The sequence below is a fragment of the Acidovorax sp. SUPP3434 genome, assembly GCF_030159015.1.
Lineage (GTDB): Bacteria > Pseudomonadota > Gammaproteobacteria > Burkholderiales > Burkholderiaceae_C > Paracidovorax.
Genome location: NZ_BQXL01000028.1, coordinates 1 through 26,154 on the forward strand (window position 1 = coordinate 1; position 26,154 = coordinate 26,154).

The window sequence follows — 26,154 nt, forward strand, 5'->3', positions numbered from 1 at the left end:
GCCGTCGGCGAACTGGAACCGCTGCACCGAGCTGTAGGGCGAGTCGGGATCGTCGCCATAGAAGAACCCCTGGATGGTCACCTTGTCGGCCGTGCCGTTGATCGACACCTCCAGCGAATAACCGCCGTGCACGGTGTCGTGGACCTGGCGCAGCCCCAGGTCAGCGGCGGTCACGCCGTCCTTGAACTGCAGCACGCCGGGCTGGCCGTCGCGAACACCGCTCTTGAACGCAATGGTGTCCTGACCGTCGCCCCGGCCGAAGCGGTAGGTGTTGGAGCCCGTGCCGCCTTCCAGCCAGTCCCGGCCCGCGCCGCCGTCGATGACATCGTCGCCCGCATCACCGTACAACCCGTCATCGCCATCCCCACCCAGCAGCGTGTCGTTGCCGGCACCGCCCCACAGGTTGTCGTTGCCCGAGCCGCCATGCAACTGATCGTCGCCCGCATCCCCATGCAGAGCGTCTGCGCCCTCGCGGCCCATCAACACGTCGTTGCCGTCACCGCCGCGCAGCGTGTCATTGCCAGCGCCGCCATCCAGTTGGTCGTCACCCGCGCCCGCCGCGAAGGCATCGTCGCCCGCGCCGCCCAGATAGATATCGCTGCGTGCCGATCCTTCGGCCGCACCGGACAGGATCACGCCCAGCCCGCTCAACTCCCCACGCAACGCATCACCGGCCGGCAGGGCCTCGACCCACTGCGACAGCATGCCCAGCCCATCGAATCCCACGGCGGTGAGCAGCTTGCCCTGGTAGCGGTTCAACTCCGCCAGATCGATCAGCCCCTCACGCTCGCTGCCCGCCTTGCGGGCATCCAGCATGGCAGACAGCCCGCTGGTGTCGAAGCCGACGCCTTGGTCGTCAATGGTGATCGCCACACTGTCCAGGTAGGGCTTGAGGCGCGTTTGCACGACCAGCGCGCCATAGACGCTTTCGCGCAGTTCGTCATAGCTTTGGTTGAGCAAGACGGCCTGCGGGGCGGACAGAGTGGCTGCATAGCGACTGACGGGGTCTGCCGCAGCGCCCACGCCACCGCCACTGCCTGGGGCCCCCAAGCCGCCGCCGCCACCGCCACCACCGGAGCTGTTCGTGCTTGAAATCTGAATGAACTTGGTGCCGTTGAAGACCTCCAGCACGTTCAGTTTCCTGAGCACGGCCTGACTCTCTGCCGCCGAAAGCTGTTTGTCATCCGTCGAGATGCTCAACGTAGACTGCGACGCCCCAAACATCGGGTCCCGAGGTCCCGTCACCAAGCCGCCTTCGCTATACACCAGGTAGTAAAAACCAATGTCGGTCACCCGCTTGCCCGAGGTATCGGCCCATTGCGTCAGAAGATCGTCCACGAGCGCCAACTGGGCATCTCGGGTGGCGCCTGCTGCAAAGGCAGCCACCTGGGTTTGCAGGCTCTGCGCCGCCTCGCCGGGCAAGCTCATGGCCTCGCGCAGATCGCGCACCCAGCCGCTGCCCCCCATCTGGGGCAAGGCACCAGCCGCAGCCGTGACAGCTGGGTCGTCGGAAAACTCGCGGTAGAAATTATTGGAGGCCAGCAACAGGCTGCCGGTGACCTCGGCCACGCCACTGAGGCCGGTGGTGCCGTTGGTGCGGGTGAAACTGCCGCTGAAGGGCTGGGTATTGCCGTTGCCCAGATTCACATTGCTGGCAGTGCCTGCCACGCCGATGCTGGCGATGCCCAAATCGGCCAGGGTGTGCATCTCGCCTGCTTGGGAAATCCCATCCTGGTTGATGTCCTTCCAGATGCGCAGCTGCGAATACACCGCATCGTTGGCGTCGATCACCTTGTCGCCGTTGCCGTCCTCTGCGGCCAGGGCTTCGTAGCCATTGGCGTAGGCGAGCGTTTGGCCGTAGCTGTCCACGGGTTTCAGCGTCTGGTCGCCGAACAGTTCGCGCCCGGAGTCGATGACCCCGTTGCCGTTGCGGTCCAGCACGACGAAGCCGTCGTCGCCCGCGATCCAGCCGGTGGCGTTGCGCGTGCCGTCGCCATCGTGGTCGAACAGGATGGGGCGGGCGGGGTCGATGCCGACGGCTTCGATGCCGTCTCCGTCCAGGTCCAGGACCAGGGGGTCGCGGGGGGCGGTCCAGCCTCGGGCTGAATTGAACAGGTCGTTAATTTCGCTCCGAATTTCATCCCAATTTATCTTGTCAAATGCGGCACCAACGTCCTGAATCAATTTTCCTATGTTTCCCGATTGATATTCTTTTGCCGCTGCTGCCAAGAGAGATATGGCTATCCCAGCCACTTTAACAGGTGGAAAAGGCATCGCGGCCATAATGCCTCCTACACCCCCAATAACTCCAACAATTGATTCTGATATTTTTTGATAGTCTAATTCATTTGTTGGTTTTCGCAATTCGGCGTCGAGCTTGTGAAATTCGCGCTCCAATGCAAATATATTCAAAGAGGCTCCAATAACTTGCCCTAACAGAGGGTTTCCCTGAATAGTATTTATCAAGGTAGTGCCCACTTGAAGCAATGCAACCAAACCGTCTACAGGGTTTGATTGCAATTCTTGAAATCCATTTGCAAACTGTTGAGAAGCATCAAAAACCTCACCCAGTCCAATCACAATTCCAGCCATTATTTAAAACTCCCAAAAAAAGAAACAAAAAGGCCCAAAACTGCTAAAGTTGAACTAACAGTCGCGGCATAGTATAAGGTTGCATATAATTTTCTGAGAAATCGATCGGGCTTAGTCATTTTCTCCATACGAGATTCATGCAGAGCGGTTTTGGTATTGTAGGAAAACCATTTCTCATCAAGAGAAAATCCTTTTAAGATAAAAATCTTGGTGATTATGCAAAAAATTCCCAAAATCACAGAAAACACTGCCAATGCAGTAATGGTCACAAGCATCAAGCCTGCCAAGGCCGGATATGATTTGGCATGAGCCATCAAAGGAGTGTAGGAAAATATAAATGCAATATGTTTCATCATTGAATTGAAATTCAGAGTGGAAATATTTATGCGGTAAAGCGCCATAACACGCAAGTCATATCAGCAGTGATCTATTGCTCGTTGCGCGGCACCTTGCTTTTCTTTGCAGCCATATCCATTACTCGAACTCCCTTTCATGTTGAAGCAACGTTGAGAAATCATTCAAGATTCACCTTCCTTTCCGTTTTTATCGAAATCCCGATTTCAAAGCTCTGGCTGGTCAGCCTGCAAGGCTTTGAAATCGGTTCCCGCTCGCAAGGCGCCTGGATTTTCTCAACTCCGAGAGACGTTTTTGGGTCTTTTGCATGAAATCCCTCTCATGCCGGCGTATCGATTACCTGTAGCGCTCTTCTTTCGATAGCAATTTTCAGCATAGAGCGCCAGCGACGCCGACAGCCCGCATCGCCCCAGTTCGCTGCGCAAGGCATCACCCATCGGCAGGGGGGGGGCTGGACCCACCGTGACACCGCGTCACCATGACCAGCTTCCCATTTCTGGACGCCAATGCAAACAATTAATTACGTTACTTTTGAGTTTACATTCCTTCCGTTGCATGGAAACCCATTTCAAAGCCCTGTTGGCCTGCCTGCAAGGCTTTGAAATGGGCTCTCGTTTGCTTTTTGCATGAAATCCCTCTCATGCCGGCGTATCGATTGCCTGTCGCGCTCTTTTTTTGATAGCAAGTCGGCGTGGACTGCGCGGCCCCGCCGGCCAAGCTCATTGCCTCGCGCAAATCACGCACCCATCCGCTGCCGCCCATCTGGGGCAAGGCCCCGGCTGTGGCCGTGACGGCGGGGTCATCAGAGAACTCGCGGTAGAAGTTATTGGAGGCCAGCAGCAGGCTGCCGGTGACCTCGGCCACGCCGCTCACGCCGGTGGTGCCGTTGGTGCGGGTGAAGCTGCCGCTGAAGGGCTGGGTGTTGCCGTTGCCCAGATTCACATTGCTGGCGGTGCCCGCCACGCCGATGCGGGCGATGCCCAGGTCGGCCAGGGTGTGCAGCTCTCCGGCTTGGGAAACCCCATCCTGGTTGGCGTCCTTCCAGACGCGCAGTTGCGAATACACCGCATCGTTGGCGTCGATCACCTTGTCGCCGTTGCCATCCTCTGCCGCCAGGGCTTCGTAGCCGTTGGCATGGGTCTGCCCCCGGCCATCGCTGCCCACGGGTTTCAAGGTCTGGTCGCCGAACAGTTCGCGCCCGGAATCGATGACCCCGTTGCCGTTGCGGTCCAGCACGACGAAGCCGTCGTCGCCCGCGATCCAGCCGGTGGCGTTGCGCGTGCCGTCGCCATCGTGGTCGAAGAGGATGGGGCGGGCAGGGTCGATGCCGACGGCTTCGATGCCGTCTCCGTCCAGGTCCAGGACCAGGGGGTCGCGGGATGGAGCCCAGCTTTTTGCGGCGAGATAGTCCGTATTTGTGCCCAAAGATATAGCATTCAAAACACTATTTGCCGTATATCCATTTTGATTTGCAACCAGTTGCGCTATAGCGGCAGTTAAACCTAGCACCCCTAAAAGGGGCGCGGCTGCTGCCGTGCCTGTTGCAACTGCCGCAACTGCTGCTGTTACAGTAACTGTCCCTGCCACCACTTGAATAATATCTCCAAGGCCTATATCTCCCGGCGATACATCATGACTTAATTCGGCTGAAATTTTAATCAGTGTAAATCCGGTCAATAAACCTGAGAGTTGCCCGCTTACTGCTAGACCAATAAATGGAGAAGAAATGGCCGCCACTATATTGCCAGCTGCAAGTCCAGGACCCCCAACGCTCCCTACAGCCTCACCAGCAAAGGCATCTACGATTGCACCACCATTATCGCCAACTGTGGGAACTACCGCAATGATATCCAAAAACGACATTTCATCCTCTAATTGAATTTAAAAAAGAAACAACAACGTAGAAATCATAAGGTTGGTAAAAGCAACCATTATTAAGATTGCTCCCGGGGTCCCTTGTCTTATCATTTTTATTAGATTTGAAAAAAGAGATTTTTCATTTCTGAATTTGTCAAAATTAGGCGCACATATCAACAGAAAAATTAAACCAGATGCGAAAAAATACATCAACTTATAAATTGTCATAGCTAATTCAATTAAACCTTTTAGAACATTAAAGATATCTCGATGACATGGTCAAGAAATTTTCAACTTTACACATTTCCCGTTTGATCGAAACCCGATTTCAAAGCCATGGATGGTCTAACCAGCAAGGCTTTGAAATCGGTTCCCGCTCGCAACGGCGCTCGGATTTTCTCCACTCCGAGAGCAGTTTCTGGTTTTTTGTATGAAATCCCCATCATTCCGGCGTTTTGATTGCCTAAATCGCTCTTTCTTTGATAGCAATATTTCAGTATGCGCTAGCGACGCCGACAGCCTACATCGGCCCATTCGCTGCGTAGGGCATCACCCGTCGACAGGGGGCTGGCCCCACCGTGACACCGCGTCACCACGACCGGCTTCCCGTTGCCGGACGCCAATATAAACAATTAATTACGTTACCTGGAGTTTTCGCACTTTCCGATGCACCGAAACCTGTTTCAAAGCCCTGTTGGTCTGTCTGCAAGGCTCTGAAATCGGTTCTCGGTTGCACTTTTTGCATGAAACCCCTCTCATGCCGGCACAGGGCCTTGCAACATGCCCTGCCGGTCCTGGAGCGTTCTGCCGGCACGCCCCCGGCCGCGGCGGCATAAAAAATACAATCCCGGCCATGACAGCAACCCCCAAGCACCGCGTCGTCGTCGGCCTGTCCGGCGGCGTGGATTCCGCGGTCACCGCCCATCTGCTGAAAGCCATGGGCCATGAGGTCGTCGGCATCTTCATGAAGAACTGGGAAGACGACGACGACAGCGAATACTGCTCCTCCAACATCGACTTCGTGGATGCGGCCGCCGTGGCCGACGTGATCGGCATCGAGATCGAGCACGTGAACTTCGCCGCCGAGTACAAGGACCGCGTGTTCGCCGAGTTCCTGCGCGAGTACCAGGCCGGCCGCACGCCCAACCCCGACGTGCTGTGCAACGCCGAGATCAAGTTCAAGGCCTTCCTGGATCACGCCATGCGCCTGGGCGCCGAGAAGATCGCGACCGGCCATTACGCGCGGGTGCGGCAGAACGCGGCGAGCGGCCTGTTCGAACTGCTCAAGGGCCTGGACCCGTCCAAGGACCAGAGCTATTTCCTGCACCGCCTGAACCAGGCGCAGCTATCGAAGACGCTGTTTCCCGTGGGCGAGCTGCACAAGACCGAGGTGCGCCGCATCGCCGAAGAGATCGGCCTGCCCAATGCCAAGAAGAAGGACTCCACCGGCATCTGCTTCATCGGGGAGCGGCCTTTCCGCGAGTTCCTGAACCGCTACATCGCCCATGCGGCGGGGCCGATCCAGGACGAGCGCGGGCGCACGCTGGGCCGCCACCAGGGCCTGAGCTTCTACACGCTGGGCCAGCGCCAAGGCCTGGGCATCGGCGGCGTGAAGGAAAAGGGCGCGCAGCGGGGCAGCGGGGACCACGCCCCCTGGTTCGTCGCGCGCAAGGACCTGGACAAGAACGTGCTGCGCGTGGTGCAGGGCCATGACCACCCCTGGCTGCAGTCGCACACGCTGCAGGCGGGCGATGCGAGCTGGGTGGCCGGCGCGCCGCCCGCCGCCGGCCTGCTGGCGGCCAAGACGCGCTACCGGCAGGCCGATGCGCCCTGCCGCATCGAGCCACTGGCGGACGGCGGCTTCGCGCTGGAATTTCCGGATGCGCAGTGGGCCGTCACCCCGGGCCAGTCCGCCGTGCTGTACGACGGCGAGGTGTGCCTGGGGGGCGGCGTGATCGCGTCGGCCACCACCGTCGCCTGACGGGCCCGCCGCACGCATGGCCCTGCCGCGCATTCCGCCGATCCAGGGCCTGCTGGCGTTCGAGGCGCTGGCGCGGCTGCGCAGCGTGACGCACGCGGCCGAGGAGATGAGCGTGACGCCAAGCGCGGTGAGCCACCGCATCCGCCAGATGGAGACGCTGCTGGCCGTCAAGCTCTTCGCGCGCGGCGATTTCAGCCTGACGCCCGCCGGCGCCGCCTACCTGGAGCGGGTGCGCGAGGCCATCGCCGCGCTGCAGCACGTGCCCGGCACCCTGGGCGTGGGCCAGGCGACGCGCCTGCGCCTGGGCGTGACGCCGACCTTCGCGCGCCAGATGCTGCTGCCGCGCATCGCGCAGTTCCGCCATGCCTATCCCGACATCGAATTGCAGCTGCAGGTGTCGCTGCCGGTGCACCACATGATGGCCGAGGAGGCCGACGTGGAGGTGCGCTTCGGCACCGGGCACTTTCCCGACCGCGAATCGGTGCAGCTCTTCGCCGACCGGATCACGCCGGTGTGCAGCCCCGAATACCTGGCCGAGACCGGCCCTTTGGACGGCCTGGCGACGGACGAGGCGGCGGCGCGCGTGCGCTTCATCCGCTGCGCGCTGGAGCCCTGGCGCACCTGGTTCAAGGCCGTGGGCATCGCCCAGCCCGAGCCGGTGGTGGGCAGCCAGTTCAACGACCTGGGCATGGCCTGGGACGCGGCGGTGGCCGGCTTCGGCGTGGCGCTGCTGCGCCTGCGCGCGGGCCAGCCCTGGCTGGAGAGCGGCCAGCTCGTGCGCCTGTCGCGCGACAGCCTGCCGTCGCCGCACGACTATTTCCTGTGCTGGAAGGCCGGCGCGCTCGAGCGCTGGGAGTGCGCGGCCTTCGTCGACTGGCTGCGCCAGGCGCTGCACGACGGCCCCTGACGGCCGCCGGGCGGTCCGGGGCGGCGGGGCACAGCCCCTGCGGGCGCAGCGGCTGACACGGAACTGACGCGTTTTGAAAAGCCTTCACGCGGCCAGCGAAGGTTTTTCACGCTGCGCCCGCCGCAAATTTCTACATTGGGCCAGCGCAGGCCCCGGCAGAGGGCCGCGGCACGGGGCCCCGCGGTCCGCACACCGATAGAACACCGGAGACAAACCCATGACCTGGCAGCAAATCTACGACCCGTTCGGCAACATGATCATCTCCACCGCGCTGGCCGCGATCCCGGTGGTCGTGATGCTCGCCGCGCTGGGCTTCTTCCACATCAAGGCGCACATCGCGGCCGGGTTGGGCCTGGTCGCGGCGCTGCTGGTGGCCATCTTCGCCTACGGCATGCCGGCCGACATGGCCGGGCGGGCGGCGCTCTACGGCGGCTTCACCGGCCTGCTGCCCATCGGCTGGATCGTGCTGAACATCATCTTCCTGCACCAGCTGACCGAGCAGAACGGCAGCTTCAAGGTGCTGCAGGATTCGCTCTCGGGCATCACCGGCGACCGGCGCATCCAGCTGCTGCTGATCGCCTTCAGCTTCGGCGCGTTCTTCGAGGGCGCCGCGGGCTTCGGCACCCCGGTGGCGGTGACGGCGGCCATCCTGATCGGGCTGGGCTTCTCGCCGCTGGCCGCCTCGGGCCTGTCGCTCATCGCCAACACGGCGCCGGTGGCGTTCGGGGCGCTGGGCACCCCGGTCATCACGCTGGCCAAGGTGCACGGCTACGACCTGATGGAGGTGACGGCGATGGTGGGGCGGCAGCTGCCGTTCTTCTCGCTGCTGGTGCCGTTCTGGCTGATCTGGGCCTTCGCGGGCCGCAAGGGCATGTGGGAGATCTGGCCCGCCATCCTCGTGACGGCGGTGTCCTTCGCCGTGCCCCAGTACCTGGTGTCCAACTTCATCGGCCCCGAGCTGGTGGACATCATCGCCGCCATCGTCTCAATGGCTTCGCTGGTGGCGTTCCTGCGCGTGTGGAAGCCCAGGACGGTGTGGACTTCGGCCTCGCTGCGCGGGCGCGACGTGAGCGCCTCGGAGGCCAAGCCGCCCCAGCCCGTCACCGCGCACAGCCGCGCCGCGCTGGTGGCCGCCTGGACGCCCTGGGTCATCCTGTCGGTGTTCGTGTTCATCTGGGGCCTGCCGCCGGTCAAGGCGTGGCTCAACGGCCTGTTCGCGCCCGCCTTCCCCATGGCCGGCCTGCACAACCTGATCGAGAAGGTGCCGCCCGTGGTGCCCACACCCACCAAGGAGGGCGCGGTGTACACGCTGAATCTGCTGTCGGCCACCGGCACCGCCATCCTGCTGTCGGCGGTGGTGAGCGCGTCCTTCATGAAATACAACCCGGTCGCCATCGCACGCACGTTCTTCAAGACGGTGTGGCTGGTGCGCTTTTCGCTGCTGACCATCGTGCTCATGCTGGCCCTGGGCACGCTCACGCGCTATTCGGGCACCGACACCACGCTGGGGCTGGCGTTCGCCAACACGGGCGTGTTCTACCCGTTCTTCGGCACGCTGATGGGCTGGCTGGGCGTGGCGCTCACCGGCTCAGACACGGCCTCGAACGTGCTGTTCGGCGGCATGCAGAAGGTCGCCGCCGAGCAGTTGGGCCTGTCGCCCAACCTCATGGGCGCGGCCAACAGCTCGGGCGGGGTGATGGGCAAGATGATCGATGCGCAGTCGATCGTGGTCGCATCGACGGCCACCCGCTGGTTCAACCACGAGGGCGACATCCTGCGCTACGTGTTCTTCCACTCGATCGCGCTGGCCTGCCTGGTGGGGCTGTACGTGACGCTGCAGGCATACGTGTGGCCCTTCCACCTGATGGTGGTGCACTGAGGGGGCCGTGGAACCGGCGGCGGCCTAGACGCCAGGCGCTTGAAGCTTTTTGGGCCGCCGCCGCATGTTCCACTAGGGCATATCGCTATATTTTTAATAGCAAAACAGAAAGGGGCGCACGGGCGCCCCTTCTGGTTTTTTGTTGCGCTCCCGCGCCGCGTCAGCCGGTGCGCTTGGCGTCCGGGTCGCTCGGGCCGTTGCGGTCGGAGAGCATCTCGGCCGGTGGCTCCAGGTCGCCGCTGTCGCTGCCCTCAGCCTCCCAGGTGCCGCCGTCGCGGCCGGTCTTGCCGCGGGGGTGGGCCATGTCGGTGCCGTCGTCGAAGTTCAGCGGGCCGCCGCTGCGCGGGTCGTCGAAGGCCTGCACCGAGATGTCCTCGATGCCGTCCGAAACGTCCTGCTCGGCTTCCAGGTGGTCGTTGATGTCGTCGCCTTCCGGCATTTCGGCCGTGGGATCGTCGGTGGGGTCGATGGCGGTGTCGGGAACGATGGGGGTGCGCATGGCAGGCTCCTTGGGTCGGTCGGTGGGGACGCGGTCCGTGAAACGGTGCGCCGGATGCCCACAGCTTCGCCCCGTGCCGGCGCCGGGGCAGTGGGCCCGGCACCTGTTACCGGGTAGGAGCGATCCCGCACGGCCCGGCGTCGGTGCTCAGGCGGCCGGCGGCGTCCCGAACGCGTTCAGCGGAATGCGCAGGTAGGCGATGCCGTTCGCCTCGGGGGGCGGCAGCTGCCCGGCGCGCACGTTGACCTGCAGGGAGGGCAGCAGCAGCGCCGGCGCGTCCAGCGTGGCGTCGCGCGCGCGGCGCAGGGCGACGAAATCCGCCTCGGCCACGCCGCCGCCCACGTGGATGTTGTGTTCGCGCTGCGCCTGCACCGTGGTCTCCCATTGCGGCGCGCGCCCGGCCGGTGGGTAGTCGTGGCACACGAACAGGCGCGTGTCGCCCGGCAGCGCCAGCAGCCGCTGGATGGAGCGGTAGAGCGTGGCCGCATCGCCCCCGGGAAAGTCCGCCCGCGCCGTGCCCACGTCGGGCATGAAGAGCGTGTCGCCCACGAAGGCCGCGCCGTCCACGAGGTAGGCCATGTCGGCCGGCGTGTGCCCCGGCACCCACAGGGCCGTGACGGGCGTGTCGCCCAGCCGCAGCGTCTCGCCATCGCGCACCAGATGGTCGAACGGGCTGCCGTCCGCGGCGCCGGTCTCGGCGGGAAAGAGCCGGCCGAAAGCGGCCTGCACCGCGCGGATGTGCTCGCCCACCGCGATGCGGCCCCCCGCCTGCGCCTTCAGGTACGGCGCGGCCGACAGGTGGTCGGCATGCACGTGGGTCTCCAGGATCCACTGCACCGTGAGCCCCCGCTCGCGCACGCAGGCCAGCACCGCATCGGCCGAGCGGGTGGCGGTGCGGCCCGCGGCGGCATCGAAGTCGAGCACCGGATCGACGATGGCCGCGCACCGCGTCGCCAGATCCCACACGAGGTGGGTCACCGTGCCCGTGGCGGGATCGAAGAACGACTGCAGGGAAGTGGTGCGGGGCATGGCGGGCGGCCTTTCGAACGGTTCAGCGGACAACAATCTTTCCACAGATATTATGTTATTTGATATATTGAATCCAACGCCGACTTTTCGGTGGCCTTGTGACGGCTTTTGCATCGATCTTCCCATGGACCCCACCCCCATCGACCCCGAACGCCTGCGCCAGGCTGCCAGCCAGGCCGTCTCGGCACTGAAGGCCCTGGCCAACGAAGACCGGCTGCTGCTGCTGTGCCAGCTGTCGCAGGGCGAACAGTGCGTGGGCGACCTGCAGGCGCGCCTGGGCATCCAGCAGCCCACGCTGTCGCAGCAATTGGGCGTGCTGCGCACCCAGGGCGTGGTGGAGACCCGGCGCGAGGGCAAGAACATCCATTACCGCGTGGCCGATGCCGCGCTGCTCGACATCCTGGCGGTGCTGTACCGCCTGTACTGCCCCAAGGAGTGAACCCCATGGCCATCGACTGGAACGCCTTCACACCCGGCACCGCGTTGGCGGGCGGCGCGCTCATCGGCCTGGCGGCCGGGGGCTTTTTCCTGCTGGCGGGGCGCATCGCCGGCATCAGCGGCGTGGCCGGCGGCCTGCTGCGGCCCCGGCGCGGGGACCGGGCCTGGCGCGCGGCCTTCCTGGCCGGCCTGATCGCGGCGCCACTGGCCTACGCGCTGGCCGCGCCGCTGCCGGCGGTGCGCATCGGCGCGGGCCCGGGCCTGCTCATCGCCGCGGGCCTGCTGGTGGGCGTGGGCACGCGCTACGGGGCGGGGTGCACCAGCGGCCACGGCGTGTGCGGACTGGCGCGCCTGTCGGTGCGCTCGCTGGTGGCCACGCTGGTCTTCATGGCCGCCGGCATCGGCACGGTCTTCGTGCTGCGGCACCTGGGCTGACCGCAAGGAGCGCGCCATGGCCGTTTGGATCGCTTTTGTTGCCGGCCTGGTCTTCGGGCTAGGGCTGCTCGTGTCCGGCATGGCCGATCCGGCCAAGGTGCTGGCGTTCCTGGACGTCACGGGGCCGTGGGACCCCTCGCTCGCCCTGGTGATGGCCGGCGCCGTGGGCGTGGCCGTGGCGGCGTTTGCGCTCGCGCGCCGCCGGGGCAGCACACTGCGCGGCACGCCGCTGCACTGGCCCGCCGCGCACGGCATCGACGCGCGGCTGGTGGGCGGCAGCGTGCTGTTCGGCATCGGCTGGGGACTGGCCGGCATCTGCCCCGGCCCGGCCTTGGTTTTGCTGGGCATGGGGCTGCCGGAGGGCGCATGGTTCGTTGGCGCCCTGCTGGCCGGCATGGCGGCGTTCGAGGGCATCGAGCGCTGGCGCGGGCGCGGCTGAAGGCGCTGCACCGCATCGCGCGGGGCCCGCCATGCGGGCCGATGTCCTGCCCCGCGATGGCGTTTGGCCGACACGCCCGGGGCCGCACGGCCCCTAGATTGGTGGGCTTTGAAAGGATCCCTTCCCATGACCGCATCCCCTTCCCCCAACCGCGCGCGCATCGTTGCCATCCTCGTGACCGACGGCTTCGAGCAGGTCGAACTGACCGGCCCGCGCGACGCGCTGCAAAAGGCCGGCATCGCCACCCAGATCATTGCCCCCAAAGCCGGCCAGGTGCAGGGTTTCAACCACGACGAGAAGGCCGACACCTTCGCTGTGGACGGCACCCTCGACCAGGCCGATCCCGCGCGCTTCGATGCCGTGCTGCTGCCCGGCGGCGTGCTCAACGCCGACACCCTGCGCACGGACGCGAAGGCCCAGGCCTTCGTGCAGGCCATCGACCAGGCCGGCAAGCCCATCGCCGTGATCTGCCATGGCGCCTGGCTGCTGGTGGACGCCGGCCTGGTGCGCGGCAAGACCCTGACCAGCTGGCCCAGCCTGGCCACCGACCTGCGCAACGCCGGCGCCACCTGGGTGGACGAAACCGTGCACGTCGAGGGGCAATGGGTCAGCAGCCGCAAGCCCGACGACATCCCGGCGTTCAACCAGAAGCTGCTGCAGGCCGTGGGCGCCTGACCGCGATGGACGACTGGCTCGGCCTTTTGCAATGGCCGGCATTCGCGGCGTCGGTGCTGGCGGCCTGGCTGGTCGCCTCCACGCACCCGGCGCGGCGCAATGCCGGCTTCTGGGTCTTTCTCGGCAGCAACGTGCTGTGGCTGGCCTGGGGATGGCACACCCGCGCCTGGGCGCTCATGGCGCTGCAGTGCTGCCTGGCGGCGATGAACGTGCGGGGCCTGTGGAAAACGGAGCCGGCCGGCGACGAAAAGGAAGGCGCTGGCAAGGAAGCCGCCTGAAGAAAGCAGCCCATCGGTGGCCCGGCACCCCGCGCGAAAAAGGTGCGAAAAAGGCCTGTCTCCTTGCGAAGACAGGCCTTTCATGGGCCACGACGGCGCGACGGCTTCAGAACGGAATGTCGTCGTCCATGTCGTCGAAGCCCGAGGCCGCGCGCGGGGCCTGGGCGGCGGGCGCCGGTGCCGGGCGCGGTGAGGGCGCGGCAGGGCGCTGCACCGGTGCCGGTGCCGGGCGGCGTGCCGGAGCGGGCGGGGCGCTGTTGTCGTAGCCGCCGTCGTTGCCACCGCCGCCATAGCCGCTGTCTTCGTAGCCGCCACCGCCGCCCTGGCCGCCGCCCATGCCCTGGCGGCTGCCCAGCATCTGCATGGTGTCGGCGCGGATTTCGGTGGTGAATTTTTCCTGGCCGGCCTGGTCGGTCCACTTGCGGGTGCGCAGGCTGCCTTCCACATAGACCTGCGAGCCCTTGCGCAGGTACTGGCCGACGATTTCGGCCAGGCGGCCGTTGAACACCACGCGGTGCCACTCGGTGGCTTCCTTGTTCTCGCCGGTGTTCTTGTCGCGCCAGCGGTCGGTGGTGGCGATGGTGACGTTGGCGACCTGGTCGCCGCTGGGGAATGTGCGCATTTCGGGATCGCGCCCGAGATTGCCCACGATGATGACTTTGTTGACGGATGCCATGGTGTAAGGGCCTGTAGAGAATGGTGGAGAGAAGGCACTACGGCCTGCGCGGCCTGTCAGGGGCCGCGGGGAGCCGTCGATTGTGCCCGATTCGCCCCGTGAGCGGACCGGCCGTGCGACAAGCCCGTGCCACAATCAAAACGCCTTGTTCCACCGCCTGCCCTGGCCATTTCCCATGCATCGCGAACCCGACTTTCTTCACAACCTGCGGCAGGAGTTCGCGGACGGCTGGCGGTGGGTGGAGCGCGCGATCGTGCTGGCCTACGCCGCGGCGGCCGGGCTTTTCGTGGTGGCGTTCACGGTCCTGGGGGAATGGGCGTTCGCACGTTTCGAGCAGGTGCTGCACTGGCAGGGCGGCTGGGCCGTGCTGCTGTGGACCCCGGCGCTCACGGCCGCCATCGTGTGGGCCACGCGCCGCTTCGTCCCCGGGGCGGCAGGCTCGGGCATTCCGCAGGTGATGGCGGCGCTGGAGCCGGGCCTGCCGCCCGGCCAGCGCGGCTACTTCGTCTCGCTGCGCATGTCGCTGGGCAAGGTGCTGCTGGGCAGCGCGGGCTTTCTGGCCGGGCTTTCCATGGGCCGCGAGGGCCCGTCGGTGCAGGTCGCGGCGGGCGTGATGCAGCACGCGCAGCGCTGGCTCGGGCCGCGCTCGGGCATCACCAGCCATGCATTGCTGGTGGCGGGCGGGGCCGCCGGCATCGCCGCGGCGTTCAATGCGCCGCTGGCGGGCGTGGTGTTTGCGATCGAGGAGCTGTCGCGCAAGCTCGAATCGCGCAGCAGCGGGCTCATCATCGCGGCCATCGTGCTGGCCGGGCTGATGGGCGTGTCGTTCTTCGGCAACCTGACGTATTTCGGGGTGATCCGCGTGCCCCGCCTGGGCTGGGACGCGCTGCTGCCCGGCCTGGGCGTGGCCCTGGTGTGCGGCGTGCTTGGCGGCCTGTTCGCCAAGCTCATCACCGCCTCGCTCACCGGTGCGCCGGGCCGGCTCAACCAGTGGCGCGCCCGGTTCCCGGTGCGCTTCGCGGCGGCGGGCGGGCTGGCGGTGGCGGTGATCGGCCTGGTCACGGGCGGCGCCACCTTCGGCGCCGGCTCCGAGGCGGTCAAGCACATGCTGGCGGGGCAGGCCGATGTCCCGGCGTTCTATGTCACGCTGAAATTCATCGCCACCTGGCTCACGGCCTGGTGCGGCGTGCCCGGCGGCTTCTTCGCGCCGGCGCTGTCGATCGGCGCGGGGGTGGGGCACAACATCTCGCTGCTGACCGGCGCGGACATCGCCCCGGCCCTGATCGCCATGGGCATGGCGGCCTTCCTGGCGGCGGTCACGCAGGCGCCGCTCACGGCCTTCATCATCGTGATGGAGATGGTGGACGGCCATGCCATGGTGCTGAGCCTGATGGCCTCGGCCATGCTGGCCAGCCTGGTGTCGCGCATGCTGGTGCGCCCGCTGTACGAAACGCTGGCGGAACACCTGCTGCACAAGGTGGGCGCGGCGCCGGCGGCGCCGGCGGCACCGGCGGACGCATCGCCCCGCTGACATCCACACTCGCGCGCATGGTGCCGCAGTACATCCGTTACCCTCGGCGCATGCGTGCCTCCCTCTGCCTTGCACTGTTGTCCGCCGCCTTGCTGCTGGCCGGCTGCGGCACCACGCCGCAGCCGCGTTCGCCGCGCGCCAGCGTGACGTATTCGCAGCTGTCGCCCGACCAGTCGAGCGACATCGCCATCCATGCGCTGGGGCTGGTGGGCACGCCGTACCGCTATGGCGGCAACACGCCCGAGGGCGGATTCGACTGCAGCGGCCTCATCGGCTATGTGTACAAGAGCCGCGCGGGCATCGCCCCGCCGCGCACCGTGGCGCAGTTGAGCGACTTCGGGCTGCCGGTGGACAGCGGCGACCTGCGCACGGGCGACCTGGTGGTGTTCGGCGCGGGCCGGCCGACGCATGCGGGCATCTACGTGGGCGAGGGCCGCTTCGTGCACGCGCCCTCCACCGGCGGCGAGGTGCGGATGGACCGGCTCGATTCGCGCTACTGGTCGCGGCAGAAAACCGCCTTCCGCCGGCCCTGAGCGGGGCCGAGGGGCAGCGGCGGGCGGCGCGCGACAATCGCCGCCATGACGACCCCACCCACCCCCCACGTGCACCGCACCGCCACCCCGCTCTCCACCCACGACACGACGCGCATCGACGACACGCGCATCAAGGCCGTGCGCCCGCTGATCACGCCTGCGCTGCTGCAGGAATGGCTGCCCACGCCGCCCGGCGCGCTGCAGCTGGTCGAGACCAGCCGCGCGGCGATCTCGCGCGTGCTGCACGGCCAGGACGACCGGCTGGTCGTGGTGGTGGGGCCCTGCTCGATCCACGACCACGGGCAGGCCATGGAATACGCCCGCCAGCTCAAAACGCAGGCCGATGCGCTGTCGCAGGACCTGCTGGTCGTGATGCGCGTGTATTTCGAGAAGCCCCGCACCACCGTCGGCTGGAAGGGCTACATCAACGACCCGCACCTGGACGGCAGCTTCGCCATCAACGAGGGGCTGGAGATGGCCCGCGCGCTGCTCCTGGACATCCTGGCGCTGGGCCTGCCGGTGGGCACCGAATTCCTCGACCTGCTCAGCCCGCAGTTCATCAGCGACCTGGTGAGCTGGGGCGCGATCGGGGCGCGCACCACCGAAAGCCAGAGCCACCGGCAGCTGGCCAGCGGCCTGTCGTGCCCGGTGGGCTTCAAGAACGGCACCGACGGCGGCGTGAAGGTGGCCAGCGACGCCATCCTGGCGGCCCAGGCGCCGCATGCCTTCATGGGCATGACCAAGATGGGCCAGTCCGCCATCTTCGAAACGCGCGGCAACAACGACTGCCACGTGATCCTGCGCGGCGGCAAGCAGCCCAACTACGCGGCGCCGTCCGTGGACGCGGCCTGCCAGCTGCTGCAGGCGGCGGGGCTGCGCGCGCAGGTGATGGTCGACGTGTCGCATGCCAACAGCAGCAAGCAGCACAGCCGCCAGATCGACGTGGCGGCCGACGTCGCCGGGCAGGTGGCCGGGGGCGACCATCGCATCGTGGGCCTGATGATCGAGAGCCACCTGCAGGAAGGCCGGCAGGACATCGTCGCCGGCCAGCCCCTGGCGCACGGCGTGTCGGTGACCGACGCCTGCATCAGCATGGCGCAGACGGTGCCGGTGCTGCAGGGCCTGGCGCAGGCGGTGCGCGAACGGCGCCGGACCCGATAGGGCCAGGAAGCAACACCGGCCGTCGCGGTGCCGGTGTAGCATTGACCGTTACTTTTTGTAGTCATTTGCCGCCGCAGATCCCGATCCGCCCGAATCCCATGCAGGTGTTGTCGCCTACCGACCCATGCCAACGGCCACTTTCCCGTCCGCTGGCCTTCTGAGCGTGCCGCCCAAGGCCGCTCCCGTGGGCAAACGCCTGGAGGCGCTGCGCGCCTGCGCAGTGCTGGACACCCCGGCGGAAGAGGCGTTCGATCAGCTGACCCGGCTGGCCGCCCGCCTGTGCGGCATGCCCATGGCGGCGATCGGTTTCATCGACCAGGGGCGCGAGTGGTTCAAGGCCAGCACCGGCATCGAACTGCAGTCGCTGGATGCGGCCCACCCGCTGTGCGCCCTGGCGGTGGACGGCCGGGTGGTGCAGGTGCAGGACACCCACGCCCATTCCACGCTGCGCCGCCATCCGCTGGTGATCGCCGGGCCGCGCGTGCGCGCCGTGGCCTGCATGCCGCTGATCACCGCGGAGAAATGGGTGCTGGGCGCCGTGGTGGTGATGTCCACCGAGCCGTGCGTGCTGCAACCACCCCAGCTCGAATCGTTGCGCGCGGTGGCCGGGCAGGCCATCGCCCTGCTGGAGTTGCGCCGCAGCCAGCGCAACCAGGCGCGCATGGCCACCGAGCGGGCCGCCAGCGACGAGCGCTTTCACCTGGTGGCGCGCGCCACGGCCGACGCCATCTGGGACTGGAACCTGCACGACGACTCCATGTGGTGGAACGAGGGCATGCAGACGCTGTTCGGTGTGCCCATGCAGACCCTGCCGCACGACAGCACGTCGTGGACGCTGCGCCTGCACCCGGAAGACAGCGACGCGGTGCTGGAGAGCATCCACGCGGCGATCGAGGGCACGGCCAAGCACTGGGCCGAGGAATACCGCTTTCGCCGCTACGACGGCAGCTACGCCTGGGTGCAGGACCGCGGCTTCGTGATCCGCGACGCCGAGGGCCATGCGATCCGCATGGTGGGCGGCATGACCGACATCAGCGCGCAAAAGGACAGCGCGCTGCAGGCCAAGGACGAGGCCCGCACCCACGCCGAGCTGGTGCGCGTGCAGCAGAAGATTTCGTCGCTCGAACTGTCCATGGACGAGGTGCTGCAGCTGGTGGCCCGCACCGCGATGGAACTGTCCGATGCCGGCGGTGCGATGGTGGTGATGCGCGAAGGCGACAAAGCCCGGGTGCAGGCCAGCACCGGCATGCGCGCCGTGCCGCTGAACGACGTGCGCCCGCTGGAAGGCTACGAGCTGTGGCACCGCATCGACGCGGGCGAGACCGTCTGCAGCCAGCCGGCCGTCGCGCAGGCCATGCCCTCGGCCGCCCTGTGCGAGCCGGGGCCGGTGGCCTTCATCGCGGCGCCGGTGCGCGCGGGCGACGCGGTGGTGGGCATGCTCAAGGTCAATGGCGACCCGCTGGCGTCGTTCTCGCAGCGCCACCTGGCGCACGTGCAGATCCTGGCCGAGTCGCTGGGCGCCGTGGTGCAGCTGCGGCGCTATGCCGCGCAGCTGCACGCGTCAGAGCAGCAATACCGCCTGCTGTTCGATGCGCACCCGCAGCCCATGTGGGTGTACGAGCTGGGCACCCTGCGCATCCTGGCCGTCAACCGGGCCATGGTGCGCCAGTACGGGTACAGCGAGGCGGAACTGCTGTGCATGACCACGCCTGACCTGTGGCCCCAGGACAACCGCGAAGCCCGCATACGGGAAGCGCACACCATTCCCCACAATGCCCGGCGTGACGCCGTGCACCGGCGCCACCGCAAGAAGGACGGCACGGTGATCGACACCGAGGTGTATGCCGGGGGCATCGAATTCAACGGCGTGCCCGCACGCCAGGTGCTGGCCACCGACGTCACGCAGCGCATGCGCCTCGAACGGGAGCTGGCGCGGGTGGGCAGCATCCAGCGGCTGCTGGCCGCCTGCAACGAATCGCTGGTGCGCGCGACCTCCGAGGCCGACCTGCTGCGCGAGGTCTGCCGCATCGCCACGGACGTGGGCGGCTACCGGATGGCCTGGGTCGGCATGGTGCGCGACGATGCGCGCCAGAGCATCGAGCCCGTGGCCTGGAGCGGCCACCACAGCGACCACTATGCGGAAACACTGCAGCTGAGCTGGTCGGCCGACCAGCCGGGCGGCCAGGGCCCGGCCGGGCTGGCGGTGCGCAGCGGCCGCCCGGTGATCGTGCGCGACATCCGGCTCGACCCGACGTTCGCCAGCTGGACCGAGCGCATGCTGCGGCAAGGCCTGCATTCGGTGATCAGCCTGCCGCTGCGCAACGCCGAGCGCTCGTTCGGCCTGCTGTACCTCTACCCGCCCGAAGTGCTGGAGATCGGCTCCGAGGAGACCGAACTGCTGCAGCAGCTGGCCAACGACCTGGCCTTCGGCATCGAGAGCCTGCGCACCCGCCAGGACCAGCAGCGCCTGCAGAGCGTGGTACTCAAGGCCGCCGCTGCCATCTCGGCCAGCACCGGGACCGAATTCTTCAAGCAGCTGGCCAGCAACATGGCGGATGCGCTGGGCGCACAGGCCGGCTGCGTGACGCGGCTGCTGCCGCCGGTGGAGGGACAGCCGCCGCGCGCCATCACGCTCTCGCGCGTGCAGGATGGCGTGGTGCAGCCCAATGCCGAGTATTCGCTGGAGGGCACGCCCAGCCTGCGGCTGGCGACCGAGGCGGAATACGTGGTCACATCCGGCGTCTGCGAGCTGTACCCGCGCTCACCCGTCGCGGCGCTGGGCGCCCAAAGCTACGTGGGCCAGCAGCTGCGCGACGCCGAGGGGCGGCCCATCGGGCTGATCTTCGTGATCTTCCGCGAGCCGCTGGAGCGGCCGGCGCTGGTTTCCTCGACCTTGCGCATCTTCGCGGCGCGCGCCACCGCCGAAATGGCCCGCCAGGCATCGGACGCCCACATCCGGCGCCAGGCCTCGCTGCTGGACAAGGCCCGCGACGCCATCATCGTGCGCGACCTGGAGCACCGCATCACGTTCTGGAACCAGGGCGCCGAGCGCATGTACGGCTGGTCGCAGGCGCAGGTGCTGGGCCGCACCATCGACACGCTGCTCTACCAGAACGCCACCGAATTCCTGCGCGCCACCGAAACCACCCTGGCCCAGGGCGAGTGGACGGGCGAGATCGTGCAGTTCCACCAGGACGGGCATGCGATCGACGTGGAAGGCCGCTGGACCCTGGTGCGCGACGAGGGCGGCCAGCCCGAATCCATCCTGGCCATCCACACCGACATCGGCCACCGCAAGGCCACCGAGCGCGAGATCCAGCGCCTGGCGTTCTTCGACTCGCTCACCGGCCTGCCCAACCGCATGCTGCTCATGGACCGCATGCACCAGGCCCTGGCCACGGCGCAGCGCCAGCGCCAGGGCGGGGCGCTGCTGTTCATCGACCTGGACAACTTCAAGACGCTGAACGACACGCTGGGCCACGACAAGGGCGACCTGCTGCTGCAGCAGGTGGCGCAGCGCCTGAACACCTGCGTGCGCACCGTCGATACCGTGGCGCGGCTGGGCGGCGACGAGTTCGTGGTGATGATCGAGGCGCTCAGCCCCCGGCCCGACGAGCTGGCCGTGAGCGCCCGCGTGGTGGGCGAGAAGATCCTGTCGGTGCTGAGCGCCCCCTATGCCCTGGACGGCTACCAGTACCGCAGCACGCCCAGCATCGGCGTCGCCCCGTTCACCGACGGCCAGTCCACCGTGGGCGAGCTGCTCAAGCAGGCGGACCTGGCCATGTACCAGGCCAAGACCGCCGGCCGCAACACCCTGCGCTTTTTCGACCCCGGCATGCAGGCCGTGGTGACGGCCCGGGCCGCACTGGAAGACGACCTGCGCACGGCGATCGCCCGCGAGGAATTCCTGCTGCACTACCAGCCCCAGGTGGACACGATGAACCGCGTGGTCGGGGTGGAGGCGCTGGTGCGCTGGCCGCACGCCAAGCGGGGCATGGTGCCGCCCGGCGATTTCATCCCGCTGGCCGAGGAAACCGGCCTCGTGCTGCCCCTGGGCCGCTGGGTGCTGCACACCGCCTGCACCTTGCTGGCCAGCTGGCAGGACGAGCCCTCCCTGTCGCACCTCACCATGGCGGTGAACGTGAGCTCGCGCCAGTTCCACCACGCGGGCTTCGTGGACGACGTGGTGCGTGCGCTGGTGTTCACCGGGGCGCCGGCCGACCAGCTCAAGCTGGAGCTGACCGAAAGCCTCTTCGTGGACGACATGGAGACCACCATCGCCACCATGTCGGCGCTGCGCGCCCATGGGGTGGGTTTCTCGCTGGACGATTTCGGCACCGGCTACTCCTCCCTGAGCTACCTCAAGCGCATGCCGCTGGACCAACTCAAGATCGACCAGAGCTTCGTGCGCGACCTGCTCAGCGATCCCAATGATGCGGCCATCGTGGATACCATCATCGCGCTCTCGCGCAGCCTGGGCCTGAACGTCATCGCCGAAGGCGTCGAGACCGGCGCCCAGCGCAACCGCCTGGCCCAGGCGGGCTGCCAGCTGTACCAGGGCTATTTCTTCAGCCGGCCGCTGCCGGCCGACGTGCTCGAGCGCTTCCTGCGGAACGCGCCCGTCTGATCTTTTCCCTCTGAAAGCCTCTGGCAGGCCTCTGCCGGGCGGCTGGGCGGCCTTCCATACGGTCGGGTACCCCTCCCCCTGCCTGCTCCGTGCCGAAGGCCTCTGACGCCTTGCTGTGCCACACGCGTCTCGTCCTGCCAGAACCCCTCGCCATCCGGTGCGGTCCGCGGGCGACGGTTTTTTTCTGTCTTCTCCTTAATGTCTTTATCAATCCATAGTAGTCGTAGTAAGCACGGCCTCCCTCTGTGGACAACTGCGTTTTTCCGTTGCGGATCAACGGACTTGCGATGCCGTGAACCTTGTGGGCGGTACCCGGCTCCCGCTGTCGCGTCGGCGGGGACAAAACCGGCGCATCGCCCTTCGCTGTGGACAAGTGGCCGGTTGTGCGGGAAATATCCACAGGCTTGTTCCCGTGGCCACCCTTTTTCACCCGTTGGCGCGAAAGCGGCCCCCTTCCAGGCGATGCCAAGTCAGACACCTGCCGACCATGGATCGGGCGCAGCCCGTCGATCTGACGGCGAGGGTTCGTCCCTTTCTTCTTTTTCTTTCCCTTCCCTTTTTCTTTTCCCACGGCGGGCGGGATGCCTTCGTTTTGCGCCGGGCCCGGGTGACGTCGGACAAGGAGCGCGGCGGTCGGTTTTCGGCGGCCCGGAGGTTCCTTGTTATTCCATTAAAGGTTCTATCAATACATAGCAGTAGTAGTAGAGGAGCCCCGTTTCTGTGGACAAGGCCGATTTCCTCAACGCTGCCAAGCACTTGGATGGCCGTAAACCCTGTGGCGCTGACCGGGTGAACCGGCATGCCGGGCGACAACAACTTCGGCGCATTGGCGCCTTCTGTGGATAACCCATGGGTTGCTCTGGAAATGTCCCCAGGCTTGTCCACAATGCGCCCCGGATCGGCATCGGCCAAAGAAAAAGGGCCCCGAAGGGCCCTTGTTGGCATGGATGAAGCAGGCAGGGATCAGAAGTGGTACGCGTAGCGCAGCTGCACGAAGTTCTCGCCCGGGTTGGGCTTCTTGATGCCCGCGTTGGACAGGTGCTGCACCCGCAGCACGATCTCGTGCTGGCGCTGCGCGCCCAGGCTGTAGCCCACGCCCAGGTGGGAGCCGAAGTTGTAGCGGGTGCTGAACTCCTTGTCGGGGGTGTGGTACTTGCGGTCGGCATAAGTGATGCCGACGCCCCCTTCCCAGAACCAGTTGGCGCGGCCGTTGTCCGGGCGCAGGCGGAAGGTGGGCGTGAAGCCGACCACGGTCAGGTCGCCCGAGCCGTTGACCCCGTTGTACGACCAGCGGCTGGCGGAAATGTCCCAGTAGCCGCGCACTTCATGGCCCCACAGCTCGCTCTGCCAGTTCCAGGGCAGCGTCACGCCCACGGCGGCGGAATCGGTCTGGTGTTCTGCCCAGCCGCCCTGCACGTAGACGGACGGGCTGGTGCCCGAAGGCTGGGCGTGAACGGCGCCCGCGCCGGCGACGCAGGCCAGCGCCAGGAAAAAAGCGTTCCCGCGCAGCGGGGCGCGGGAACGCAGGAGGTGGGTGATCGGCATGGAAATTCCCTCGATGGAATGACTGTGGGTTTGCACAACGTGTGTAACCCACTGTATGCCGCCCATCGGGGGGTGCGTTGTAGGCAGTCGCCTCAACCGTACTGATCGGTCGGGATCTGACCGGGGGGTATGCAGGGATGTCCAGACTGTGCGCAAACCCCCCGGACCGATCGCTTACTGCGGCGCAGGTGCGGGCACCGGCGGCACGGCCGGGCGTTCGCCGCGCGGGCCGCCGTGGCGTCCGTCCTTGCCGCGCTCACCATCGCGCGGGCCGCCCATGCCGGGGTGGCGGTGCATGCGGCGGCTTTCCTGGTCGAAGGTCTTTTGCTGCGCCGGGGTCAGCGTGGCGTAGAACGCCTTGGTGGCTTCGTCGCGGCGGTCGGCCTCCGCGCTGTGCTGGGCACGCATGGCCCGCATGCGGTCGATGCGCTCGGGCGTGGTCAGCTGGTCGAGGCCCTTGGGGTCGAGCCGCGCGCCGCGCTCCTGCGGCTGCATCGCGGCCTTGAAGGTGTCCCAGGCGGGCTGCTGGGCCGGGGTGAGCTGCAGCTTTTGCTGCAGGGCGTTGGCGCGCTGCTCCATGTGCGCCTTGCGCTGCTCGGGGCTGGGCATGCGGTGGCGCGGGCCGTCCTGCGACGGGCCGGCGGCGGGCGGAGCGGACGGGGCGGGGGGAGGGGTCTGCGCGAAGGCGGGTGCGGCCAGGGCGGCCAGCAGGGCGGTGGCGGCGGCAGCGCCGGCGATGCGTCGTTGGAAGAAGATGGACATGGTGGTTCCTTTCTTGCCCCAGGGGGCGAGTGGGTCCGCCGCAACGACCGTTGCAGCGGTTGAGAGCCAGTGTCTTCCCCCTGTGTAACGCCGGCGTGAGGCGTTCGTGTGGCTGTGTAAAGTTGTGACAAGGGTTGGTTGCCCTGTCCGTGCAACGGGGGATGGGAATGGCCCCATGCCGGCGTATCGATTGCCTGTGCAGCTATTGAATCCATAGCAAATGGGGTGCCATGCCGGTGAACGCCACGCTAGGCCGCGGGCCCGGCGCCGACCGCACCCCCGACAATGGCACCCCGCTGCACCGCGCCGCGCCCCCGGGCGTGCGCCCCAGGGTGTGCCAATGAACGTCAGAGCTGAAGGATTTCCGTGTTCAAGAACATGATCGTGTACCGCATCGCGCCGCAGTGGCAGGTGGACCTGCCGCAGGTGGAGGAGGCGCTGGCCAAGACGCCGTTCGTGGAGTGCGGCGCCACGCAGGAAAAATCGCTGGGCTGGGTGCCGCCGCGGGGCGACGCGCACGGCCCCATGGCCGAATCCGTGGGCGGGCAGTGGGTGCTGCGCTTCATGGTCGAGTCCAAGATGCTGCCCGGCTCGGTGCTCAACCGCAAGGTCAAGGAAAAGGCCGCGCGCATCGAGCAGGAAACCGGCCGCAAGCCCGGCAAGAAGGAAGCCAAGGAGCTCAAGGACGAGGCCAAGCTCGACCTGCTGCCCATGGCCTTCACCAAGCAGGGATCGATGTGGGTGTGGATCGACCCGCAGGCCCACTGGCTGGTGCTGGACACCAGCAGCCAGTCGCGGGCCGACGAGGTCGTCACGCTGCTGGTCGAGGCGCTGCCCGGCCTGTCGGTGGCGCTGCTCGATACGCAGACCTCGCCCCAGGCCGCTATGTCGCACTGGCTCAGCACGCAGGAGCCGCCCGTGGGCTTCAGCGTGGACCGCGAGTGCGAGCTCAAGAGCGCCGACGAGGCCAAGGCCGTGGTGCGCTATGCCCGCCATCCGCTCGACATCGACGAGGTGCGCGAGCACATCGCCGCCGGTAAGCTGCCCACCAAGCTCGCGATGACCTGGGACGACCGCGTGTCCTTTTTGCTGAGCGAAGGCCTGCAGGTGCGCAAGATATCGTTCCTGGACACGGTGTTCGAAGGCACCAAGGCCGATGACGGCGGCTTCGACACCGACGTGGCCATCGCCACGGGCGAACTCAGCAAGTTGATTCCCGACCTGATCGAGGCGCTGGGTGGCGAAGGCCGCACCGAACTGGGCGGCACGCCCCCGGCAGCACCGGCGGCCGACCCTGCCACCCCTGCGCCTTCGAGCAGCCCTGCTGCCGTGGCGGCCGATGGTGCCGAAGACGACGACGCACCGTTCTGACCCGCGGGACCGCGGCCCGGGACAGCGCGCCGCCGCGCGGGCGCGAACCCCCATCGCCGTGGGGCCATCGTTTGGCGATGCGCCCCGCTGCGTGCACGATGGCTGTCGCGGCAGGGCCGGCCTGGACCGATGGCCGACCGGCGCATTCCCCACGTCCCGTGAAAACCGTTGCCTGGAGGTATCCGATGACCGTCATCACCCGTTCCGTTGTCAGCACCGCCGTCGCCCTGGCGGCCCTGTGCGCCGGCCCCGCGCAGGCGCACCACGGCTGGTCCTGGGCGGAAGAAGCCCAGTCCGAGCTGGCCGGCACCGTGCAGCGCGTGCAGATCGCGCCGCCCCACCCGACGCTGGAGGTCAAGACCGTCGAAGGCGCCCTCTGGCGCGTGGAACTGGGCAATCCGTCGCAGACCGAGCGCTCCGGTTTCACCGAGGCCTCCGCCAAGCCGGGCGATGCCATCACCGCCATCGGCAACCGTGACCGGGACACTTCCCAGCGGCGCATGAAGGCCGTGCAGATCCAGGTCGGCGGCAAGACCTACGACCTCTACCCCGAGCGCATCCAGAGCCCCAAACGCTAGAAGGCCC

At 66.8% G+C, this 26,154-nt stretch carries 22 protein-coding genes; 14 read left to right on the forward strand and 8 right to left on the reverse strand.

Annotated elements, in window-relative coordinates; genetic code table 11:
• The 3 genes from AVKW3434_RS23615 to AVKW3434_RS23625 form a co-directional block, all read right to left on the reverse strand.
• Positions 1–2,184, reverse strand: a 2,184-nt coding sequence (locus AVKW3434_RS23615) for a calcium-binding protein (protein WP_284407776.1), incomplete at its 3' end; no start/stop codon positions are given.
• Between the two features lie 407 nt (positions 2,185–2,591).
• Positions 2,592–2,906, reverse strand: coding sequence for a hypothetical protein (locus AVKW3434_RS23620; protein ID WP_284407777.1), 315 nt, complete (start codon positions 2,904–2,906; stop codon positions 2,592–2,594).
• Between the two features lie 577 nt (positions 2,907–3,483).
• On the reverse strand, positions 3,484–4,809 hold the full coding sequence (locus AVKW3434_RS23625; RefSeq protein WP_284407778.1) for an SPM autocatalytic domain-containing protein: 1,326 nt from the start codon (positions 4,807–4,809) through the stop codon (positions 3,484–3,486).
• Positions 4,810–5,656: 847 nt separating this feature from the next.
• Between AVKW3434_RS23625 and mnmA the strand changes: the two genes are divergently transcribed.
• The 3 genes from mnmA (at position 5,657) to AVKW3434_RS23640 (ending at position 9,570) form a co-directional block, all read left to right on the forward strand.
• A complete protein-coding gene (gene mnmA, locus AVKW3434_RS23630) occupies positions 5,657–6,784 on the forward strand; it encodes a tRNA 2-thiouridine(34) synthase MnmA (protein ID WP_284407779.1) in 1,128 nt (375 codons plus the stop codon).
• 16 nt (positions 6,785–6,800) lie between these two features.
• Positions 6,801–7,691 carry a LysR substrate-binding domain-containing protein gene (locus AVKW3434_RS23635; protein WP_284407780.1) on the forward strand — a complete coding sequence of 297 codons (891 nt, stop codon included), beginning with the start codon at positions 6,801–6,803 and terminating at the stop codon, positions 7,689–7,691.
• 217 nt (positions 7,692–7,908) lie between these two features.
• Positions 7,909–9,570, forward strand: a complete 1,662-nt coding sequence (locus AVKW3434_RS23640) for an L-lactate permease (RefSeq protein WP_284407781.1) — start codon at positions 7,909–7,911, stop codon at positions 9,568–9,570.
• Positions 9,571–9,730: 160 nt separating this feature from the next.
• On the opposite strand, the gene AVKW3434_RS23645 is transcribed toward AVKW3434_RS23640, so the two are convergent.
• Together AVKW3434_RS23645 and AVKW3434_RS23650 are read right to left on the reverse strand one after the other, a co-directional pair.
• Complete coding sequence (locus AVKW3434_RS23645; RefSeq protein WP_284397368.1) at positions 9,731–10,069, reverse strand: serine/threonine protein kinase; 339 nt, start codon at positions 10,067–10,069, stop codon at positions 9,731–9,733.
• Positions 10,070–10,216: 147 nt separating this feature from the next.
• On the reverse strand, positions 10,217–11,098 hold the full coding sequence (locus AVKW3434_RS23650; protein ID WP_284407782.1) for an MBL fold metallo-hydrolase: 882 nt from the start codon (positions 11,096–11,098) through the stop codon (positions 10,217–10,219).
• A gap of 124 nt (positions 11,099–11,222) precedes the next feature.
• On the opposite strand from AVKW3434_RS23650, the gene AVKW3434_RS23655 reads away from it, so the two are divergent.
• From AVKW3434_RS23655 to AVKW3434_RS23675, 5 genes are all read left to right on the forward strand, one after another.
• On the forward strand, positions 11,223–11,537 hold the full coding sequence (locus tag AVKW3434_RS23655; protein WP_284407783.1) for an ArsR/SmtB family transcription factor: 315 nt from the start codon (positions 11,223–11,225) through the stop codon (positions 11,535–11,537).
• A gap of 5 nt (positions 11,538–11,542) precedes the next feature.
• Positions 11,543–11,971, forward strand: coding sequence for a YeeE/YedE family protein (locus AVKW3434_RS23660; protein ID WP_284407785.1), 429 nt, complete (start codon positions 11,543–11,545; stop codon positions 11,969–11,971).
• 16 nt (positions 11,972–11,987) lie between these two features.
• Positions 11,988–12,410, forward strand: coding sequence for a DUF6691 family protein (locus tag AVKW3434_RS23665; RefSeq protein WP_284407786.1), 423 nt, complete (start codon positions 11,988–11,990; stop codon positions 12,408–12,410).
• 126 nt (positions 12,411–12,536) lie between these two features.
• Entirely contained in the window at positions 12,537–13,085 is a 549-nt protein-coding gene (locus AVKW3434_RS23670) for a type 1 glutamine amidotransferase domain-containing protein (RefSeq protein ID WP_284407787.1), read from the forward strand.
• A gap of 5 nt (positions 13,086–13,090) precedes the next feature.
• A complete protein-coding gene (locus AVKW3434_RS23675) occupies positions 13,091–13,363 on the forward strand; it encodes a hypothetical protein (RefSeq protein WP_284407788.1) in 273 nt (90 codons plus the stop codon).
• 106 nt (positions 13,364–13,469) lie between these two features.
• Here AVKW3434_RS23675 and ssb read toward each other — a convergent pair whose 3' ends face one another.
• Positions 13,470–14,039, reverse strand: coding sequence for a single-stranded DNA-binding protein (ssb, locus tag AVKW3434_RS23680; protein ID WP_284407789.1), 570 nt, complete (start codon positions 14,037–14,039; stop codon positions 13,470–13,472).
• A gap of 175 nt (positions 14,040–14,214) precedes the next feature.
• Here ssb and AVKW3434_RS23685 point away from each other — a divergent pair, with 175 nt between their 5' ends.
• From AVKW3434_RS23685 to AVKW3434_RS23700, 4 genes are all read left to right on the forward strand, one after another.
• Complete coding sequence (locus AVKW3434_RS23685) at positions 14,215–15,570, forward strand: chloride channel protein (RefSeq protein ID WP_284407790.1); 1,356 nt, start codon at positions 14,215–14,217, stop codon at positions 15,568–15,570.
• A 50-nt stretch (positions 15,571–15,620) separates the two neighbouring features.
• Complete coding sequence (locus AVKW3434_RS23690) at positions 15,621–16,103, forward strand: C40 family peptidase (protein WP_284407791.1); 483 nt, start codon at positions 15,621–15,623, stop codon at positions 16,101–16,103.
• Positions 16,104–16,148: 45 nt separating this feature from the next.
• The gene (locus tag AVKW3434_RS23695; protein WP_284407792.1) at positions 16,149–17,264 is read left to right on the forward strand and encodes a 3-deoxy-7-phosphoheptulonate synthase; all 1,116 of its coding nucleotides are present in this window, start codon (positions 16,149–16,151) and stop codon (positions 17,262–17,264) included.
• 124 nt (positions 17,265–17,388) lie between these two features.
• Complete coding sequence (locus tag AVKW3434_RS23700) at positions 17,389–21,891, forward strand: EAL domain-containing protein (protein ID WP_284407793.1); 4,503 nt, start codon at positions 17,389–17,391, stop codon at positions 21,889–21,891.
• 963 nt (positions 21,892–22,854) lie between these two features.
• On the opposite strand, the gene AVKW3434_RS23705 is transcribed toward AVKW3434_RS23700, so the two are convergent.
• Together AVKW3434_RS23705 and AVKW3434_RS23710 are read right to left on the reverse strand one after the other, a co-directional pair.
• Positions 22,855–23,436 (reverse strand): acyloxyacyl hydrolase, encoded by a 582-nt coding sequence (locus tag AVKW3434_RS23705; RefSeq protein ID WP_284407794.1) that lies wholly within the window; start codon positions 23,434–23,436, stop codon positions 22,855–22,857.
• 174 nt (positions 23,437–23,610) lie between these two features.
• On the reverse strand, positions 23,611–24,198 hold the full coding sequence (locus AVKW3434_RS23710) for a Spy/CpxP family protein refolding chaperone (RefSeq protein ID WP_284397335.1): 588 nt from the start codon (positions 24,196–24,198) through the stop codon (positions 23,611–23,613).
• Positions 24,199–24,564: 366 nt separating this feature from the next.
• Here AVKW3434_RS23710 and AVKW3434_RS23715 point away from each other — a divergent pair, with 366 nt between their 5' ends.
• Both AVKW3434_RS23715 and AVKW3434_RS23720 read left to right on the forward strand, forming a co-directional pair.
• A complete protein-coding gene (locus AVKW3434_RS23715; RefSeq protein WP_284407795.1) occupies positions 24,565–25,569 on the forward strand; it encodes a recombination-associated protein RdgC in 1,005 nt (334 codons plus the stop codon).
• Positions 25,570–25,754: 185 nt separating this feature from the next.
• Positions 25,755–26,147: a DUF6152 family protein gene (locus AVKW3434_RS23720; RefSeq protein ID WP_284407796.1), complete on the forward strand. Its 393-nt coding sequence runs from the start codon at positions 25,755–25,757 to the stop codon at positions 26,145–26,147.
• Positions 26,148–26,154 lie beyond the last annotated feature (7 nt).